This is a genomic window from Levilactobacillus mulengensis, from assembly GCF_003946045.1.
Lineage (GTDB): Bacteria > Bacillota > Bacilli > Lactobacillales > Lactobacillaceae > Levilactobacillus > Levilactobacillus mulengensis.
On the sequence record NZ_RHNW01000002.1, the window covers coordinates 281500 to 298314 of the forward strand.

14 protein-coding genes and 1 pseudogene are annotated in these 16815 nt (G+C 49.6%); 1 reads left to right on the plus strand and 14 read right to left on the minus strand.

Annotated features, from left to right (window positions below):
* Positions 1 to 40: 40 nt before the first annotated feature.
* Positions 41 to 1048 (minus strand): NADP-dependent oxidoreductase, encoded by a 1008-nt coding sequence (locus tag EKM84_RS03555; protein ID WP_125763728.1) that lies wholly within the window; start codon positions 1046 to 1048, stop codon positions 41 to 43.
* Between the two features lie 502 nt (positions 1049 to 1550).
* On the opposite strand from EKM84_RS03555, the gene EKM84_RS03560 reads away from it, so the two are divergent.
* Positions 1551 to 2093, plus strand: coding sequence for a TetR/AcrR family transcriptional regulator (locus EKM84_RS03560; protein WP_125763878.1), 543 nt, complete (start codon positions 1551 to 1553; stop codon positions 2091 to 2093).
* Between the two features lie 293 nt (positions 2094 to 2386).
* On the opposite strand, the gene EKM84_RS03565 is transcribed toward EKM84_RS03560, so the two are convergent.
* From EKM84_RS03565 to EKM84_RS03625, 13 genes and pseudogenes are all read right to left on the minus strand, one after another.
* Positions 2387 to 4846: a phosphoketolase family protein gene (locus tag EKM84_RS03565; protein WP_125763730.1), complete on the minus strand. Its 2460-nt coding sequence runs from the start codon at positions 4844 to 4846 to the stop codon at positions 2387 to 2389.
* Between the two features lie 614 nt (positions 4847 to 5460).
* Complete coding sequence (locus tag EKM84_RS03570; protein ID WP_125763732.1) at positions 5461 to 7050, minus strand: TIGR03766 family XrtG-associated glycosyltransferase; 1590 nt, start codon at positions 7048 to 7050, stop codon at positions 5461 to 5463.
* A complete protein-coding gene (locus EKM84_RS03575; RefSeq protein WP_125763734.1) occupies positions 7043 to 7474 on the minus strand; it encodes a 6-carboxytetrahydropterin synthase in 432 nt (143 codons plus the stop codon). Before EKM84_RS03575 ends, EKM84_RS03570 begins: the two co-directional genes overlap by 8 nt.
* Positions 7471 to 8827 (minus strand): annotated as a pseudogene (locus EKM84_RS03580) (TIGR03111 family XrtG-associated glycosyltransferase). The gene EKM84_RS03575 and the pseudogene EKM84_RS03580 overlap by 4 nt, the downstream one beginning before the upstream one ends.
* Positions 8827 to 9426 (minus strand): exosortase family protein XrtG, encoded by a 600-nt coding sequence (gene xrtG / locus EKM84_RS03585; protein ID WP_125763736.1) that lies wholly within the window; start codon positions 9424 to 9426, stop codon positions 8827 to 8829. The pseudogene EKM84_RS03580 and the gene xrtG overlap by 1 nt, the downstream one beginning before the upstream one ends.
* Before the next feature lie 46 nt (positions 9427 to 9472).
* Positions 9473 to 10681 (minus strand): Firmicu-CTERM sorting domain-containing protein, encoded by a 1209-nt coding sequence (locus EKM84_RS03590; RefSeq protein WP_125763738.1) that lies wholly within the window; start codon positions 10679 to 10681, stop codon positions 9473 to 9475.
* A gap of 412 nt (positions 10682 to 11093) precedes the next feature.
* Positions 11094 to 11414 carry a hypothetical protein gene (locus tag EKM84_RS03595; protein ID WP_164511288.1) on the minus strand — a complete coding sequence of 107 codons (321 nt, stop codon included), beginning with the start codon at positions 11412 to 11414 and terminating at the stop codon, positions 11094 to 11096.
* Positions 11415 to 11822 carry a nuclease-related domain-containing protein gene (locus EKM84_RS03600; RefSeq protein WP_164511289.1) on the minus strand — a complete coding sequence of 136 codons (408 nt, stop codon included), beginning with the start codon at positions 11820 to 11822 and terminating at the stop codon, positions 11415 to 11417. It abuts the gene before it with no gap.
* Positions 11823 to 11952: 130 nt separating this feature from the next.
* The gene (locus tag EKM84_RS03605; protein WP_164511290.1) at positions 11953 to 13608 is read right to left on the minus strand and encodes an SWIM zinc finger family protein; all 1656 of its coding nucleotides are present in this window, start codon (positions 13606 to 13608) and stop codon (positions 11953 to 11955) included.
* Between the two features lie 300 nt (positions 13609 to 13908).
* Positions 13909 to 14373, minus strand: coding sequence for a VOC family protein (locus EKM84_RS03610; RefSeq protein ID WP_125763745.1), 465 nt, complete (start codon positions 14371 to 14373; stop codon positions 13909 to 13911).
* A 221-nt stretch (positions 14374 to 14594) separates the two neighbouring features.
* Positions 14595 to 15515: a hypothetical protein gene (locus EKM84_RS03615; protein ID WP_125763747.1), complete on the minus strand. Its 921-nt coding sequence runs from the start codon at positions 15513 to 15515 to the stop codon at positions 14595 to 14597.
* A gap of 133 nt (positions 15516 to 15648) precedes the next feature.
* On the minus strand, positions 15649 to 16212 hold the full coding sequence (locus EKM84_RS03620) for a hypothetical protein (RefSeq protein WP_125763749.1): 564 nt from the start codon (positions 16210 to 16212) through the stop codon (positions 15649 to 15651).
* Positions 16213 to 16242: 30 nt separating this feature from the next.
* Positions 16243 to 16803, minus strand: coding sequence for a hypothetical protein (locus EKM84_RS03625; RefSeq protein WP_125763751.1), 561 nt, complete (start codon positions 16801 to 16803; stop codon positions 16243 to 16245).
* Between the last annotated feature and the right edge of the window lie 12 nt (positions 16804 to 16815).

Here is a 16815-nt window from a genome sequence, read left to right on the forward strand (position 1 = left end):
AAATTAAAAAGCGGCCACCCCGCAGAGTCGCCGCCTTCGTTTACTTATCAAATTGGATGAGCACTTTGCCCTTAGGACGGCCTTTTGCGACCAAGTCCAAGGCCTGGTTAATGTCAGTCAAATGGAACACCGTGGGGTCAATGGCGGGTTCAATCTGATTCTCTTCGACCACCTGCGTGATTTCCCGCAATTGTTCGCCATCGCTGCGCACGAAGATGAACCGGTAATCGGCACCCACGCTGGCCGCTTGCTTATCAAAGTTGCGGCCGGCTAGGGTAAACAGCGCCGTCTTCCACCAGGATAACTGGTGGTCCTTGGCAAATTGCCGGTTGGGTCCCATCCGTAGGGACAGCACCCGGCCACCAGGCTTCAAGACCTGTAACTCGTGGGCAAATTCCTTCGGCCCGATCGTGTCGATCACGTAGTCAACTGGCGCTAACTTTTCCCAGTAATTTTCTTGACGGTAATCAAAATAGTTGGTCGCGCCCAAATCCATGACACCCTCTCTGGCGCCAGCATTACCGCTAACACTGACTTCCAGTCCCATTTGCTTGGCTAACGGAATGGCCATTTGGCCAAAGGACCCGGAACCTCCTGGAATCATCACGGATTGGCCGGACTTGGCGCCCAATTCTTCGTGAAGGCCTTGGTAGGCGGTCAAACCGGTCAACGGCACGGCCGCCGCGTGGGCAAAGTCGAGGGTCGTTGGCATTGGCGCTAACGCTGCCTGGTCCACGGCCACGTATTCGGCAAAACCGCCCTGTTGGGGCAAGGGTAACCGCGCGTAAACGGCGTCGCCAACTTGGTAATCATCGACGTTGACCCCGACACCCATCACTTCACCGGAGATTTCATTCCCCATCGTGACTGGCATCTGGTAGTCTTGAATCAGTTTAACGCTCCCGGTACCGATCAACATTTCTAAGGGATTCACGGCCGCATAGCGCACCTTGACCAACACCTCGTTGGCGCTGGGTGTGGGCGTGGGGATGTCACGCACCACGAGTTTGAATTGCTTGTCATACTTGTCTAGTTGGGCTGCTTGCATGTTATTGGCTCCTCCCCGACCTTGGTCGGTATCTTTTTTGTTTTAGTGAAAATAATCTACGGTGACGCGTGATTCCGTTCCCGACGGCGGATTCAACCTGCCCTGCTGTGGGGAACGGTTCCGGCCTGTGGGGCGGTCCGCCACCTCGCCTTGAAATCTCGTAAAGCCCACGAGTTTCCAAGACCGTCCCATGCTCTAGGCTGGGAAAGAACCCCAGTCAAGACCATCGACACAGCTGGCCAGGTTGATCCGCCTCTGGTCACTGATACTGACCTCACTGACCATTTCACCACCCAGGTAATATGTCCGTTTGCCACCGACTGCTACAATTACATTTCTAGTCAGTCAAACGTCCATCACTCACCGGTAACTTCTAAGTAAGAATAAATCATTTAGTAACAAAAGTCAAATAAAGTAACTTACTGCTATTTTGTGTTACACTAGAGGAAATACCAATAAAGGAGTTAGGACTCGTGACGCTTGCGTTCAGTCCGTTATGATTATGGCTAAAATTACCCGCGAAAAGATTCTGGCGACCGCCGAAACACTGATCACCGCGAACCAACAACCAGCTGTTACCTTAGATCAGATTGCCCAACAGCTCGACGTGACCCACGCGGCCATCTACAAGCACTTCACCAACAAGCAGGCACTCTGGGAGGCCGTGGCCGCCGCCTGGTTCCAACGGACAATCATTGATCAGATTCCGTTGCCCACAACTGGCACGCCCGCTGAACAGCTTCACGACTGGCTGTGGGACTTTGCCAATGCCAAGAAACACGCCTACAACGACCATCCCCAAATGTTTGCCCTCAACACCCGCTACATCGACAGCAATCCGACCGCCCTGCGCGCCGTTCTGACCAGTGCCTACGTGGTGATCGACACGATTATGGATTACGATGACGCGCATCACGAGCGAGCCGAGACCATCCTGTCAGCCTTTTCCGTCTTTGCCCTCCCCACTTTCAAGGACACCTGGAACGACGATGACTACGCCGCTCGCTTTGAAGCGCTCTGGCAATTGATTGTCCGGGGGCTCTAAATTAATACAAATATGATGCCTTAGCCTGAGATTTTTCTCTCAGGCTTTTTTCTATCCAATTTTATATGGCCGAAACGTGGGACAAAAGGCAGCTGGTTCCGCTTAAAACTGATAACCAAACAATCCAGGCCCAGGATTATTTAGTTACCAGCCTTAATGCTCGCCAGCTAACCGCCTTCTGTCCCACTCTTTTCACAATAAAAAAGGCCAACCCATCACTGGATTGACCTTTCATCACACGCCTCACGAACGAATCGCAAGTCATGCGTTTAAGTTTTGATTTAACTAAAGAATTACTTCTTCAGTGGGGTCCATGCCCACTTAGTGAATTCTTCAATATCGCGACCTTCGTCACGGGTAACCTTGAAATGCTTAGCTAAGATGTCATCCATCTTCTTGTCGAAGGCCTTACCGGCAGCTTCGTCAATAACACCCTTGGCAATCAAGGTGTTAACAGCATCCTTGGCTTGGTGGAAACGGTCAAGTTCGGAGTATACACGCATGTCGTAAGCAGTCGTGATATCACCGTCTTCACGGTAACCGTGAACGTGTAAGCCTAAGTGTTGACGTTCGTAGAAGAAGGATTCGATCAAGTCTTCGTAACCGTGGAAACCAAAGACAACAGGAGTCCCGGATTCGCCGAAGAATGAACTGAATTCAGCATCGCTCAAAGCACGGTCGTCGTTCAGAGGCCCGTTCTTCTTTTGCAGACGTTCTAATTCAACCACGTTGACGTAACGCATCTTAACAGCTGGGAATGCAGCATTGAGCAAGTCAATGGCAGCCAACGTTTCGATGGTTGGTTCAACACCAGCGGAAGCAAAGACGATATCAGCATCTTCGCCTTCAGCAACAGTGGAAGCCCAGTCGATAGTCTTCAAACCGGTGTTAGCCAGTTCTTCGGCTTCGGCAACGGAGAACCATTGTTGACGAGGTTGCTTGGAAGCAACGATGTGGTTAACCTTTTGACGGTCCTTGAAGGCACGGTCGAAGACAGCCAACAACGTGTTCCCATCAGCTGGCAGGTATTGGCGAATGAAGTTAGACTTCTTTTCGGACAAGTGAGTCAGCATACCTGGGTCTTGGTGGGTGTAACCGTTATGGTCTTGTTGGAAAACAGTTGAAGTTGAAACCAGGTTCAATGATGGGTAATCATTACGCCATGGTTCAGCAGCAGCCTGACGGATCCACTTGAAGTGTTGCGTCGTCATTGAGTCGACAACCCGCAAGAATGATTCGTAAGAGGTGAACACACCGGTACGACCAGTTAAGGTGTAACCTTCAAGCCAACCTTCAGCTTGGTGTTCTGATAATTGGGCATCCAAGATACGGCCTTCTGGGGCTTCGTATTGGTCATTTGGTTCCTTGACCTTACTCATCCATTGACGGTTCGTAATCTTGAACATTTCCCAAAGACGGTTAGACATCGTTTCGTCAGGTCCGAAGATCCGGAATGACGTAGGGTTCTTCGTAGCAACACCGGCGAAGAAGGTTGACAGAACGTTCATATCCATGTTCTTGTTACCATCTGGTAACTGAGTCCCACGGTTGTTTTCGTTGATGTCGTTAGCGAAGTCTTTCCAGTTAGGCAGGTCGAGCGTGTCGGCCTTGGCACCGCGAGCACGGCCACCATTGGCAACTGGGTTAGCAGCCATCCGCTTGTCGCCCTTAGGAGCGAAGTCAGCGACTTCTGCCTTCAATGAACCATCAGCATTGAATAATTCAGTAGGCTTGTATGAGTTCATCCAAGCTTCGAATTCTGGTAATTCATCAAGCTTACCTTGTGCTAAGCCAAGTGGAACTTGGTGAGCACGGAAGGAGCCTTCGATTGGTTCGCCAGCTGGGTTGTGCGTAGGACCGCCCCAACCTTTAGGCAAACGAGCGATAACAACTGGCCAAGCTGGGATAGTCCCATCTTCGTACTTGCCGTTTTCGCGGGCATCCTTTTGGATTTGTTGGATATCAGCGATAGCTTGATCAAATAACTTAGCAGCTTTTTCGTGGTAAGTCATGTAATCATGGATATCTTCGTTTTCAAGGAAACGTGGTGACCAGCCTAAGCCTTCGAAGAACTTAGCAATCTTGTCATCGCTCATCCGTGAGAACAGGGTTGGGTTAGAGATCTTAAACCCGTTTAAGTCAAGGATTGGTAATACGGCACCATCGTTCTTAGGGTTCAAGAATTTGATGGAGTTCCATGCAGTCATAGCAGGGCCGGTTTCAACTTCCCCATCACCAACAACCGTGAAGGCGATTTGGTCTGGGTTGTCTAAGACAGCACCAGTTGCGTGGGAAAGTGAGTAACCAAGTTCTCCACCTTCGTGAAGGGAACCTGGCGTTTGGGCAGTCATGTGGGAACCAATTCCACCAGGGAATGAGAACCGCTTGTACAGACGTGACATCCCTTCGAGGTCCTGAGTAATTTCAGGATAAGCATCCGTGTAGGTGCCGTCCAAGTAAGAGTTCGTTACCATAACTTGGCCACCGTGACCTGGACCACCGATATAGAACATGTTCAAGCCGTACTTGTTGATTAAACGGTTGGCGTGGGCGTACAGGAAAGTTTGTCCTGAGATAGTACCCCAGTGTCCGATAGGCTTAACCTTAACGTCGTCCTTTTGGATTGGTGTGTTCGTAACTGAGAACAATGGGTTGCTCTTCAGGAAGATCATACCACCGGAAAGGTACGTAGTGGCACGCCACCATGCGTCAACTTTTTCCAAGTATGACTTGGAATCGTAATCTACTGCCATGAATTCATACACTCCTTCGTGTCGTTGAGTTACATCATCTAAATCAACATCAATGATCGAGGTTAATTTCTATTCTCTTATCATACTAAACTTTCACAAAAAGTCAACCTTTTTATAAATTGGTTCGTCCCAATTATAAAATAAATTGATTTTCATGCGTGAATCCTTGGAAAAAGGCCCGCCGATTCACCCGCATTCAACTGCTGGTCACCCTTTCTCTTTGCTGACCTAACAAGCTTTCCCGCGCGCTGAAACTAAAAATCACATTTGCGCTTAAAGTATAGCAGACTTTTAAAAAATTTCGCATTGGTTTGCTCAGCAAACGCAATTTTCATTGGCATTTCTGTTGAAAATGACTGAATTCAGTGTCGAACTGTCCTCGGCGGCCCCGTTTTGAATCTGCCCACACGGGTCACCGACTCACGTTAACCCGCCCGCCCACTGGCAGGCAGTCGCTTAACGTGAGTCGAGTATAGCAAAGGCCATTCGGGATTGCCGGTAATCTGTTAGGAATTGGTGGGGCTTAGGAAATCCTTTAAGTTCTGGCAAATGAAAAAGGCACTCAGTCTCAGCAGACCAAGTACCCGTTTAAGCTATTCTAATAAGAGAAAACGTTAATCATGACCAACGGCATCCGCCGCAATCGCCGCGGCCAACTTCGTTTTGTACCAGGTCAGCAACCGGTTCACGTTGGCCACCGCTCGGTCGAAGGAAATCGTCGCCAGTAATAGCAGACATGGCAGGTACTGAATGATATACCGACTCCGCCCACCTTCAAACAATAGAAGGAACGCAAAACCACCAATCATGGCCACCTTTAAAATCTGAATGACCCGCTGCTCCGGCCCAAAGCCCAGTGCGATGATTGTGAGGAGCGTGATCCACCACAAATGGGCTGCGAACCGGAAGTCAGCGATGTGCCTCCCGTACAGGTAAATAAAGTTCTTAAGCTTGTTGGTGATGCCTTTATTATTGGGCTTTTGATTTTCCAGGAAGAAGTGCCCTTCCTTTAACCACCCAAAGGTCCCGTCAGCGGTGTTGTTGCGCTGCTTCATCACCAAGAATTTTAGATAGCCGACTGGCCCCAATTGCTTCAATCGCTTCTTCAACATCATCACGGAGTAATCCGTCTTCTGCTTCTTGGTTGGCAGGAACGTCATTTCAACGGCTTGCCACCAACTGTAACCACCCTGACCGTAGACCCCCATGGCCATGAAGTGAATCGCGGGAATTCCCCGCGACTTATCAATCTGAATGTACGTTTGATTCTCAACCTTATGATTCACGTATTGATAGGTTTCGTACCCACTCCGGCCAACGAACAGGACCATGGCAAAGGCAATGAACAATGCTTCCATGTGTAAGTGTTTATGATTGGCCATCGCCATTAAAATCTCAATAATCACAATCGCAATCACGGGAATAATGGACGACGGCTTCATGAAGTACGTCAGCATGACGCTAATCCCAAAACCATTGGCCGCCGCTGCCCGAATCAGCGAATGGATGGACGACTTCCGCATGACAAAATAGCACAGCAGATAGAACGATACCAGTGGCAGTCCCCAGGCATCTGTATAGGGCATGATGATACTTGGAAAGACGGCGAGCCAGCCGACGTGAATGTACATGGCCGCACCCAAGGCCTTTTTCTTAACGACCCAGACGCTTAACAGGTTAAGGACCGCCGACAAATCAACGAAAAACAGCGTGACAAAGTCAAAGAACTCCCACGTAGTCTGGTTAAACGTCGTTGAGATCCAGTGCATGAACAACATGATGGGCATGTTATTTTGGTTCAGACTGAAGTAAGACGTGATATCTGGATCCGTCACACTGGTCGGGTCCGTCGCCGTATGGAGCAACATCCCCGAGTCAAACCCACTATTGGGGTGCACAAAGTAGACGAAGAACAGTTGACCCACCAATACCATCAATAAGAGAATTGTCCCCGTCCGCAACCGTTCCGTGATGAAGATGCGGTACAGCCACGCACGAAACCGCGGATAGGCATAGATGCCGACCGCCACGGCCACCAACCCAATCACCAAGCCCGTCGTCAACATCGTGGTGCTCGTCCCAAAGGTATTGTTATCCCCTAAGATAATGTTTGGCGACGTCACCGCAAAAAAAAGTGTCAGAAAAAACAGGACGCGCCAAAAGAGGTTGATCACTGCTTGACTGAACTTATAGAACCTACGCATCGTCGTTTACCTGTTTCGCCACCTCAGCAGCTACTTCGTCTTCCGTCGGGAATTTCCGTTCCGTCACATCAATACAGAATGACCGGGTTGGCGAGTCACTAACTTCGATTCGCAGTAAAACCGCGTTGTTCTGCCGCAAAATGCCATCAATTTCATTAAACAAGTATTCCGTGACGTTTTCCACGGTCGGATTGATGACCTTAAATTCGGGCAAATCATTTAAATACTGACCGGACAAGGCATCGATGGCCTTACCCAGAGATTTCTCGATATCAAAGAAGGAGACCATCCCTTCAAACACGTGAAGCTCACAGACGATTTCCCAAGTATGATTATGCTTCTTACCCGTCCCGGACTTCCACCGGACCGCGTGACTCGCATTAACGTATGATTTAATTTTATAGGACCGTTGTTTCATACTCATTTTCCTTTCCTACGCCGCCGGTACTGTTCGCGAAGGGTTTTACCATCATCCCGTAGTACCGCCATTAATCGACTCGTTTCTTCATTAATCCCCCGCATCCGCCACGTGGCCTTGGTGGTCATGGCATTAATGATGCCGACCAACCGAATCCATGAGTTGACGAACTGGTAGACTGGCAGCGTCAGTGTCACCCACCAGAGATGTAGGTAGTAATGTTGCTCGCTGGGATATTTTCGTAGCAGGATCGCCACACTGGCAAAATTGATGAGCGCCACAAAGACATACAGCGAGTAAATCAGCAGATACGACATCCCCACGACCAGGGTCGAATACCCCAAAGGCAATCAACACGATACTCGCGAAGGTCCAGATCATCCGGGGAAACACAAACGTGTGATCAATAATCATTCGCCGAACTAAGAAGTTGTTAAAGAATCGTTTCAAACTGGAAGACTGGGTCATATAATTCTCGGTAACCTCGAGCTCCCCCCGTTGCCATCGCTGGCGTTGGGTGTAGAGCTCAGAGAACCCGGAGATGGGCTCGACGTAGAAAATAGCGTCGGCACAGATGACCACCTTCTTGCCCAGCCGGGTCCGAATCTGGAAGGTCATGTCGGTGTCCTCCCCAATGCTATCAATATCATAGAGGAAGGTTTCCATCAGGACTTCCCGCCGGAACGCAGAAAACGCCCCTGACATGGTAAACAACTGATCCTTAGACGACTCAATGGTCCGCCCGGAAAGAAAGGCCTGCGCGTACTCGTAGTACTCATTCTTGGCCAGTATCTTGTGCCAGAGGCCTTTAACGCCTTGGACCATTTGCCACTTGGGGAGAATGGCGCCCGTCATGGCCGCGATACTGGGATCATTTTCAAATTTTAACACCATATTCTTAACGGCATCTTTTTCTAACAGACCGTCACTATCGATGTTAATGACGTAGATGCCAATGCTTTCATAAATCGCTGTGTTTAACGCCCGCGCCTTGCCTTTATCCGTATTGACATACCGTAAAATCAGTTCGGGAAAGGTGTTTTGGGCCTTGGCATAGGCGCCAAAGCTATCATCCGTACTCTGATTATTGGCCAAAACAACCTGCATGGCGTTCTTGGGGTACGATTGATTGTTAATGGATCGAATACACTCAAATAAAGTGTCCTCGGAATTATAGACCGGCACAATGATGGTGACCCATGGCCATTTTCCTGGTGGCACTAGTTTAGGCTGGTGGAGATGCAGGTGCATTAATTTAATCGTCGAAACAATTGCCGGAATAATTTCCACAATAATTGGAATTAACGCCCATGTAATCCAGAATCCCATTCTGGTCAGTGCTAGATTGATCCAGTACATCACAGCTTATCATGCCTCCAATCAACAAAGTCTCGATACAGCCCCTGGGCCAACTGAGAATAGGTAAATACATTGTAGTACAGGACAATAATCAGGACGTAAAAGATGAGCCGGCCCAGAATCGAGTGGGCCAGGAAGAACGTCTCACCACCCCCAAAATGAACGAAGGTAATCACCACGCTTAAGCGCAAGACGTTGATGAGGAAGATGTAGATCAGGCCAAATAGTGAGTAGAACACTTTTTCCTTCCGTTTGTACATCGGAAAGAACGCCACTAACGCAATGAAGGCACAGGTCTCAATGATTCCTGAGCATTCATAATCGATTGACATGATGACCGAGTTGCCCGCATTTGAAATGTAAACCAGGCCCATCTTATACATAATCGTGCACCAATTGGTTACGTCGTTAAACAGTGCGACGCCGTGAATCACCGCATGGGTAAAGAACCAGACCCAATATGGCCGGCTAATAGATGTCAGGATAAAGAAGAGTCCGGCACTCCCCGCAATAAAGTAGAAGGCAGAGAGCCGAGCTCTTTTTAATACCGATAGAACGTACAGCCACACCACGATTCCTAGTAGAATACTTACTCTCATCAATACCAGTCCTATTAGTTAACTTATCAAACGGTTGCTGCGCTGCTTACTTACCGGCAGCATCGTTTTGACGCCGCTTCAGCTTACCAGACTTTCTGAGTCGCCAGTAACCGAAGCCAGCGATGAGCACCCCAATACCGGCAATGACGTAAGGACCGGTGGACCCACCGGCAACGGTTACTTTTTCGTTCCCGATGTTGGGGTTGACCATGGTGATGGTTTGCCCCGTCATACTGGAGAGCTTTAACTTGCTGACGTCAATCTGGAACTCGGCAATGCTATGACCCTCACTGTCGCTGGAGATATAACCGTTGCCAACTGTCCCATACTGGTGGCCTTCATTATAGTCTCCAGCAGTGAAGTTAACGGCTTTGGGACTATCAGAACTGACCGGACTACTTGGTATTTCATCAGTCCACACGTAAATCTTCTTACCATTAAAATCAAAGTTGTAATCCCCATAGCCAGGAACCGTTCCATACTTCATCTTGACGTAGACGTAGACCTTATCGCCATCAGTCACCATGGCCGTATAGCCGTTGTACCCCTCCGTCAACGTGACATTCTTCCAGTCCGCAAATTTACCATCAATCTTAATGTTGAGGTTATCATTATCATTGTTCGCATCGTTATCAGTGGTTGTGGTGGCCTTGGAGCTACTGTCAGCCTTACCATTGATAACCCCTGAAGTCGCCGTAGCGGTACTATCCGTGTCATTCTCAATGGCATCGACCTTCGTCATAGCCGGATCACTACCAATATTAGAATTGGTGATACCCACTTCTTCGCCGTCAGCGCTCTTTGACAAGCCAAACTTAGTCAAATCCAATCTAAACTCGGCGATGTTGTGACTCCCATCATTGGACGCATAGCCCATCCCAACATTACCGTATTGAGTACCATCATAGTTATTGCCACCCGTTAACGTGAAGTTTTTTACGTCACCTTTACTTACATTGCCAATATCATCAAACCACGCGTGATACGTCTTCCCACCAATCTTGATGATGTAATCACCATGGCCAGGGACCTGTGAATATTTCATTTTCACGTAAACATTGACGTACTTGCCGCTGCTGACCAACGCCATATAACCGTTATTATTCTCGGTCAAATGGACATTGTCCCAATCCGAAAATTTCCCATCAATCGTGATATTATCACTTGCCTGTGCCGTCACCGGTTCAGCAGTGACGACTGCACTAGCTAGTCCTAGCGCAACAACCCCAGCCATCATTAACTTCCACAACTTCATGAGGTAAACTCCTCCCTCCAAGAACAAATTGTCACCCACCCAATTGGCCGATGACCTCATTTAAATTTACAACTTAACTTACCATTATACGGTTAGTCTATGCCACCATAGTCAATTAAGCAAGACAACATTTTTCACGCAAATATGCTTTTTTGACCGCGCTTTTCACCTGGACTTGCGCCGGCCTGAAAGCACGCCATTACGGGAATTGATTAACGCCTGCAAGTATTTGCTGACGATAAATCTAACCCATTGGCAACCACCCCCATTGTACTAGGTTTTGGGCCAAGTAGCGATCAAATAATCTTTAAGAATTGCGAGGGACCACGAATTTCTCTGATGTGAAAAGGTCAGCCCATTAAATGAGCTGACCTTTTCAACGTTTAACCATTTTATGTTTGGTAATTCTCGCTTAATCCAACACCACGGTCTCATGAATCAACCGCGCAATCGCGTTGACCTGTTCGTCGGTGAGGCCCAACCAATCGGGCAACTTTTCGTGGACTTCACTGTAGAAACTCCGGAACAAGGCTGGCTTGGAAAAGCCCTCACCCCACTTGTTAAAGTCATCGTCGTACGGTTGGTCCAAGACGTTGTGCAGATCGATGACCTTGTTATCGGGGTCCTCACTCACGTAATTATAGAAAACAAATTCGTGGATGTAGGGTTTAATGCCCAATTGATTGAGTTTATTTTGAATCAGCCGGTTCAGGCTCAGCCCGGAGAGCACCACCTAGTTAATGGGATTCTCGTCCCCCGCATAAACCTGGATATTATCAGGATTCTTGATGCACATGGTAAAACTCTCGGTGCCCTGCTGCATGACTTCCTTGGGCAGCAACCGCTTCACCAAATACAGACCATCCATCGACCCATCTTTACCAACACCGACCATCCGCAGTAGGTCAGCGAGCTTGATGTTGTGGTACACGGCCCCGGTCCAGTATTTCGTTTCAATCATGAAAATACCCTTACGGCAAACCACTAAGTGATCCACTTGCCGGTTGGGAAAACGATTGTCGTCCGAATCAATGTAGAGGTTGGCAAAAATATGAAATTTGTCCTCCGGGAATCGTTTATCGAGTTGGCGTAGCATTTTATAGGTGCGGTATTCACCGCGATTAGTATAGTTTTCTGACATTTTACTTCCCCCCATAGAACCAGTATAGGCCAAAAGCGCTGACTCACCTAGTGAAGTCGGTTGGCCCTTTTAGCCGTACGCTGTTGACCCGCATGTAAGCGGGCTGACAACCGGATTGGCTAGTCGGTCGTTAAGACGGTGACCCGTCAAACCGCCGAAGCTCATCCAGCATGGCCGTGCGCCGTGGATAGGCCTGGCGCCATTTCTCGATTAAGTCCGTTGCGGCTGAGAGGCCACCACGATAGGCAACCATCCCGTTTAAGACGGCCACAATCTGCCGGTAATGCTGCCGCGTTCCAGTTTGTTGGGCCATCTCCTTGGCCGTTTTAACGTATTTTCTTAACAACTGACCAGGATATAGCGGTTTGAGCACGTCTTCATAGCTTTCGACCCCGTACAGATCAGGCTCCGCTAATACGGCCTTCAACAATTGCGGGTACAGCTCATCCTCCGCGTACAACGGCTTCAAGTCCACTTCTTGGGGCATGGCTTCGAAGAGTCGTTCCCGTTCAGCTGGCCACTGGGATTGGCCAACCAGACCTTTTAACTCCCGATAGAGAGCCACATTGGCGGCTTCCGGCCCCGTCAACAGATTCCACAACTCCTGGCGATAGGCCTCTGGTTGGCCGGTCTTCCGGTAGATATCTTTCAATTGCTGACTAAACTCACTCACAACACCCCAAAAGTGCTGCTTTTGGCCTTGTTGCTTACCGGCCCGCAACAACTGAATCGCTTGGGTATAATCTTTTTGTTGTAACCGCCGCGCAATCAGGAACTTACGAACATCGGTAAATTTCAAATTAGCCTGGGCAAAGGCCTCAATCTCCGCTGAATCCAGGTGCAGCTCATCCATCAACTGCAACCGAGCCATGGCCCAATCACCACCACCGTACACGCTTATCCAAGCATCCTTAGCATCTTGGGACTGCTGAATCTGCTGATCGACCCAGTCCAGCTTTTCCCGTAAATATTTCTCCTCTGAAAAGTTCGCCATTAACAGGTCCACCAATATTTCATCAAAAGCATCTAACGACCCATCGGCGTGCTTCTTAAACCAGTTGAACATCTGCCGGCGGAGCTTTGCATCAGCCTGCTGAATCAGTTGTGTCCAAATCTCTTCGCAAGTCTGCGCCAGCATCGTGACTTCCCCATCCGAGTCGTCAATGTCGACCTGGCTTACCTTGAGCGCCACAACATTGACCACCTTAAAGGCCAAGCTCAGCTGACCCCCGGTAATAATCGCCTGCACGTCGGTCACTAGGAAGTTATCCAGGTCCTGCCCAAACCCGTCTGCGGCGTAGTAATCAATAAAGTGATGCCGGTCCGTGTGTGCCTGAAAAATCGCTGAAATTTGCTGGCGGTACAGGTTCAGATCATTGTTGCCAGCGGCGGGCGTAATCTGCATTTTAAATTGCTGCGCTAGCCGACCGTCCGCCGTTAAAACTTGGGTCAAGAAATCTCGCACTTGCTTATCCGTGGCGCTGGCTACTAGTTCGGACAGCTTAGCTGATGGCTTATCTGTCGCAGTCTGCCCACCCTTGTCCCAGTAAAATAGGACGGCCGCCTCATGCTTGCAAGGCTTGCCATCCGCGGCGTACGGACAGGTACAATCTGCCGTCTCAACCTCGTCATCGTCGAGCTGAACGGTCACCTGGTAAGTCTTAGTTCCCAGAACGGTGGCCGAAATCTCGGTCGCAGTCTGCTGAAAATCAGTCACGGCTCCCTGTTGATAATACCCGAGTCCCCGCTCGATAATTTGCGGTTGAAATAAATCTACCCAATCCATGGTTGCCATCTCCTTCGTGCTTTCCCGAATCTATTTAACGACTAGGCGTCCGCCAACAGGGCGTTGGTACTCCGACAGATGTACTCATAGGAAGCTTTCTCTCCTTATCATGTCAGCTGGGAACCCGTCCACCTGCCCCGACGAATACTTGGCAATCCCTCTGTCGTCTGCCGAATGACAGCTAAAAATCTGTCATCTTTTATTTGGCACCCATCCTCATCATCTTGGATTTTATTTATAACACCACGCGTAAAAACGGCTCAATCCCATTGTACCAGGACTGAACCGCGGACACATCTTCTATTTAGCGGCCTCGAGCACCGCAATCTCGATTTTCTTCATCTGCATCAACGCCTGCACCTGCGCTGGTGTCTGGGTCAGCTCGCCAATGTTCTCTGGAACAATTTGCCAGGAAACCCCGAAGCGGTCCTTGACCCAGCCACACTGCTCGGCCGCGGGCACGTGGGACAGCTTTTGCCAGTAGTAATCAATCTCAGCCTGGTCAGCGCATTCAATCGTAAACGAAATGGCCTCGTTGATGCGAAAGCTCGGCCCACCATCGAGCGCCAAAAACTTTTGCCCGTTTAAATGAAAGGACGCGTTCAAGATTTTTCCCTGCATGTCGGCGAAGTGCTCATCGAGATTGGCATCGGGATAGTAAGTGACCTCATCCAGCGTCGAATTGGGAAAGACGCTGAGGTAGTAGTGCACAGCCTCGTCACAGTTGTTATCGGCGAACCACAGACTTGGAACGATTTGCTTCATGGGAAACCCTCCTGGAAAGCTTATTTTTCGTTAAGCGTACTGGATTTTGGGGTTGGTTTCAAGTGAAGATGTTCCAGCGTTATCCCCGCTTTCATGTCGCCTGATGTAGCGCCAGCACGGCCAATCCGACATACGTCACACCTGTTAAATAACTGAACTCGCAAAAGAGCGACAGTCAACATCCTTAGTGGTGTTGACCGTCGCTCTTCTTTTACTTCAAATCATTCATCATACAAAGCGATTTCGCCGTAGTACGCCGGAACCCGCACGATACTAAACATCGCGTAGTCCCCATTGGCCAGCCGTTTGACGCCGACCCCCACCTTGGCGGGAACGTAGAAGTTTTGTTCCGTCACACCATCGGTCCCGGAGCCATCAAACATATTATCCTCGACCCAGGTCTCCCATGCCAAGCCGTTCAGCACGTCGTCCTTGCTACCGACGACCACCGTACTGAGGGTCTTGTCATACCCGAAGCCATAGGTCAGATTGTTGGCTGCCAAGAGCTTGCTAAATTGGTCATTGTCGGACAACCCCAGCCAGCTAGTCAGTGGGCCATTCCAAAAGCCTGGCGTGATGCTCGTTGAACGGGAAAAATGGTAGGTTGGCCCCGCCAGCTGCGAAACGACCTGTTTGGCCCGTGCCATGGTTGCGGCGTCTGGCTTCACACCCCCGACCAGACTATTGGCAATCTTCAGGGCCAACTGGTCATCCGTGCTGGTTGCTGGCTTCGCGGTCGGTTGCGTCGTCGTTTTAGTCGTTGCTGGCGTCGTCGCAGTCGTGGCCGCTTTCAAATACCCGCGCCAGATCCAGCCGCTCAGCGTGCCATCGGCCGATTTGACGTGATAGTAAATTGGCGTGGTCCCCTTACGCTTGTTGTACAATTTTTCGTGCGCATCGGTCGTCCACACCACGGTCGGCGTCACGTCATTGTTGCTGTAACGCAGCCCCAGGTGCTTCGAGTAACGGGCACCGGTGGTTGCCGTGTAGCTGTGCTGGCGCATACTCCGCCGCCACATCAACCGCACGGAACGTGACCGAGCCGCCGAATACTGCTGGTTGGCCGAGGCACTCTGACTAACGCTCAGGCCGCCGCCCAGACTGACCAACGCAATACATAATCCCAACATTCTTTTATTCATGAAATCTCCTCCTAGACGAAACTAATTTTACCATTCACAATTGGTTAACGCACGGTCTAGCGCAAATTAAAAAGATGACCGGTCTCTCAGGATTTCTCCTTGGAGACTGGTCATCTTTTAGGTTCACGTCTACTTAATCAGTGAAGTCTTCGCTTGCTCCGGTTGGGTTGAAGGCTTTCGCCTGGCCCTTGGTCTTGTAGTAGTGTTGCAGGTGGACTTCGCCGTTGCCGACATTCCACATCGCATTCGTATACAGTGACTTGATGGTCTTGCCTTTATAATGACGGCTGACAATCTTGTAGCCTTCCGTTCCGGGCGTCCCCATTGCAGAAGCCTTGGTGTGGTTAGCCCATTCTTCATCAAGCAGCCACCCCTTGCTCATAAATAGCAATGTATTATGTTTCCCAGTTTTAATATTCCTCATGTTTTTGTTCAAGTTGGCAACCTTTATCGGACTATAACCCGTGACCCACTTTTTCCCATTAAAATTCCGGTAAGAAGTTTTCTTAGCCGCAATCGTATAGCGGTCATAATGACCATTCTGGTAATAGTACCAAGTTCCCTGAAACTTCTTCGGCGCGCTAGCCAGACTCATCTTGGCGCTGGCTTGCGCATCAACTGTGGGGTTGGCAACGGCCAAGACCGCGCCAAAACTAACTGACGCCAAGAGTGCGCCCATCATGTTGGTAAATTTCATTGTCCTGTTCCTCCTTATTTCTCGAATCGCTTATTTGTGTAGCGCACCAACTGGATTGAAGAACTTAGCTTGGGCCTTGGTTTGGTAATAGTGGTCCCCCAGCTGCTTGCCCCAGTTTTTCACAACTGCCTTGTTGTACAGGACTTTGACAGATTTACCCTTATAGGTCTTGTGAATGACCTTATAAGTTCCGCCCCCATTGGTCGCAAACATGCCGTAAGCCACAACCTTGGTATAGCCGTCCTTAACGCTCTTGGCGCTGGTCCAGTGAAGCTTCTTATTGCTCCAGCCTTCTCTAAAGTTTTCTTGGTCCTTAGTCGTATGTAGCGTCCCGGTCCATTTGGCCTTCTTCTTACCAAAGGCATCGAAGTAGTTCTTCACCGTCATTGTCTTGGCCCCGATGGTCACCGTCTTATAGTAATAGCCATTGTTTTCCTCGTAGTGGTACCAGGTTCCCCGGATACTCTTCGGAAATGCGGCCAAGCTGGTCTTCGCCGCTTGGGCTTGAACCGTGGCGGGACCGGCAATCGCCGCCGTGGCGCCAATCGTGGTTGCGACCATCAGCGCGCTAAAAATATGAGTCATTCGCATCGTGTGTTCCTC

What these genes read in the sequence shown, in the direction of transcription:
- EKM84_RS03575 (WP_125763734.1), bottom strand. Translation starts at nt 7,474, where the DNA reads ATGAGTATGAAACAACGGTCCTATAAAATTAAATCATACGTTAATGCG.
- EKM84_RS03605 (WP_164511290.1), bottom strand. Translation starts at nt 13,608, where the DNA reads ATGGATTGGGTAGATTTATTTCAACCGCAAATTATCGAGCGGGGACTC.
- EKM84_RS03590 (WP_125763738.1), bottom strand. Translation starts at nt 10,681, where the DNA reads ATGAAGTTGTGGAAGTTAATGATGGCTGGGGTTGTTGCGCTAGGACTA.
- EKM84_RS03560 (WP_125763878.1), top strand. Translation starts at nt 1,551, where the DNA reads ATGGCTAAAATTACCCGCGAAAAGATTCTGGCGACCGCCGAAACACTG.
- EKM84_RS03615 (WP_125763747.1), bottom strand. Translation starts at nt 15,515, where the DNA reads ATGAATAAAAGAATGTTGGGATTATGTATTGCGTTGGTCAGTCTGGGC.
- EKM84_RS03625 (WP_125763751.1), bottom strand. Translation starts at nt 16,803, where the DNA reads ATGCGAATGACTCATATTTTTAGCGCGCTGATGGTCGCAACCACGATT.
- EKM84_RS03555 (WP_125763728.1), bottom strand. Translation starts at nt 1,048, where the DNA reads ATGCAAGCAGCCCAACTAGACAAGTATGACAAGCAATTCAAACTCGTG.
- EKM84_RS03565 (WP_125763730.1), bottom strand. Translation starts at nt 4,846, where the DNA reads ATGGCAGTAGATTACGATTCCAAGTCATACTTGGAAAAAGTTGACGCA.
- xrtG (WP_125763736.1), bottom strand. Translation starts at nt 9,426, where the DNA reads ATGAGAGTAAGTATTCTACTAGGAATCGTGGTGTGGCTGTACGTTCTA.
- EKM84_RS03570 (WP_125763732.1), bottom strand. Translation starts at nt 7,050, where the DNA reads ATGCGTAGGTTCTATAAGTTCAGTCAAGCAGTGATCAACCTCTTTTGG.
- EKM84_RS03620 (WP_125763749.1), bottom strand. Translation starts at nt 16,212, where the DNA reads ATGAAATTTACCAACATGATGGGCGCACTCTTGGCGTCAGTTAGTTTT.
- EKM84_RS03610 (WP_125763745.1), bottom strand. Translation starts at nt 14,373, where the DNA reads ATGAAGCAAATCGTTCCAAGTCTGTGGTTCGCCGATAACAACTGTGAC.
- EKM84_RS03600 (WP_164511289.1), bottom strand. Translation starts at nt 11,822, where the DNA reads ATGTCAGAAAACTATACTAATCGCGGTGAATACCGCACCTATAAAATG.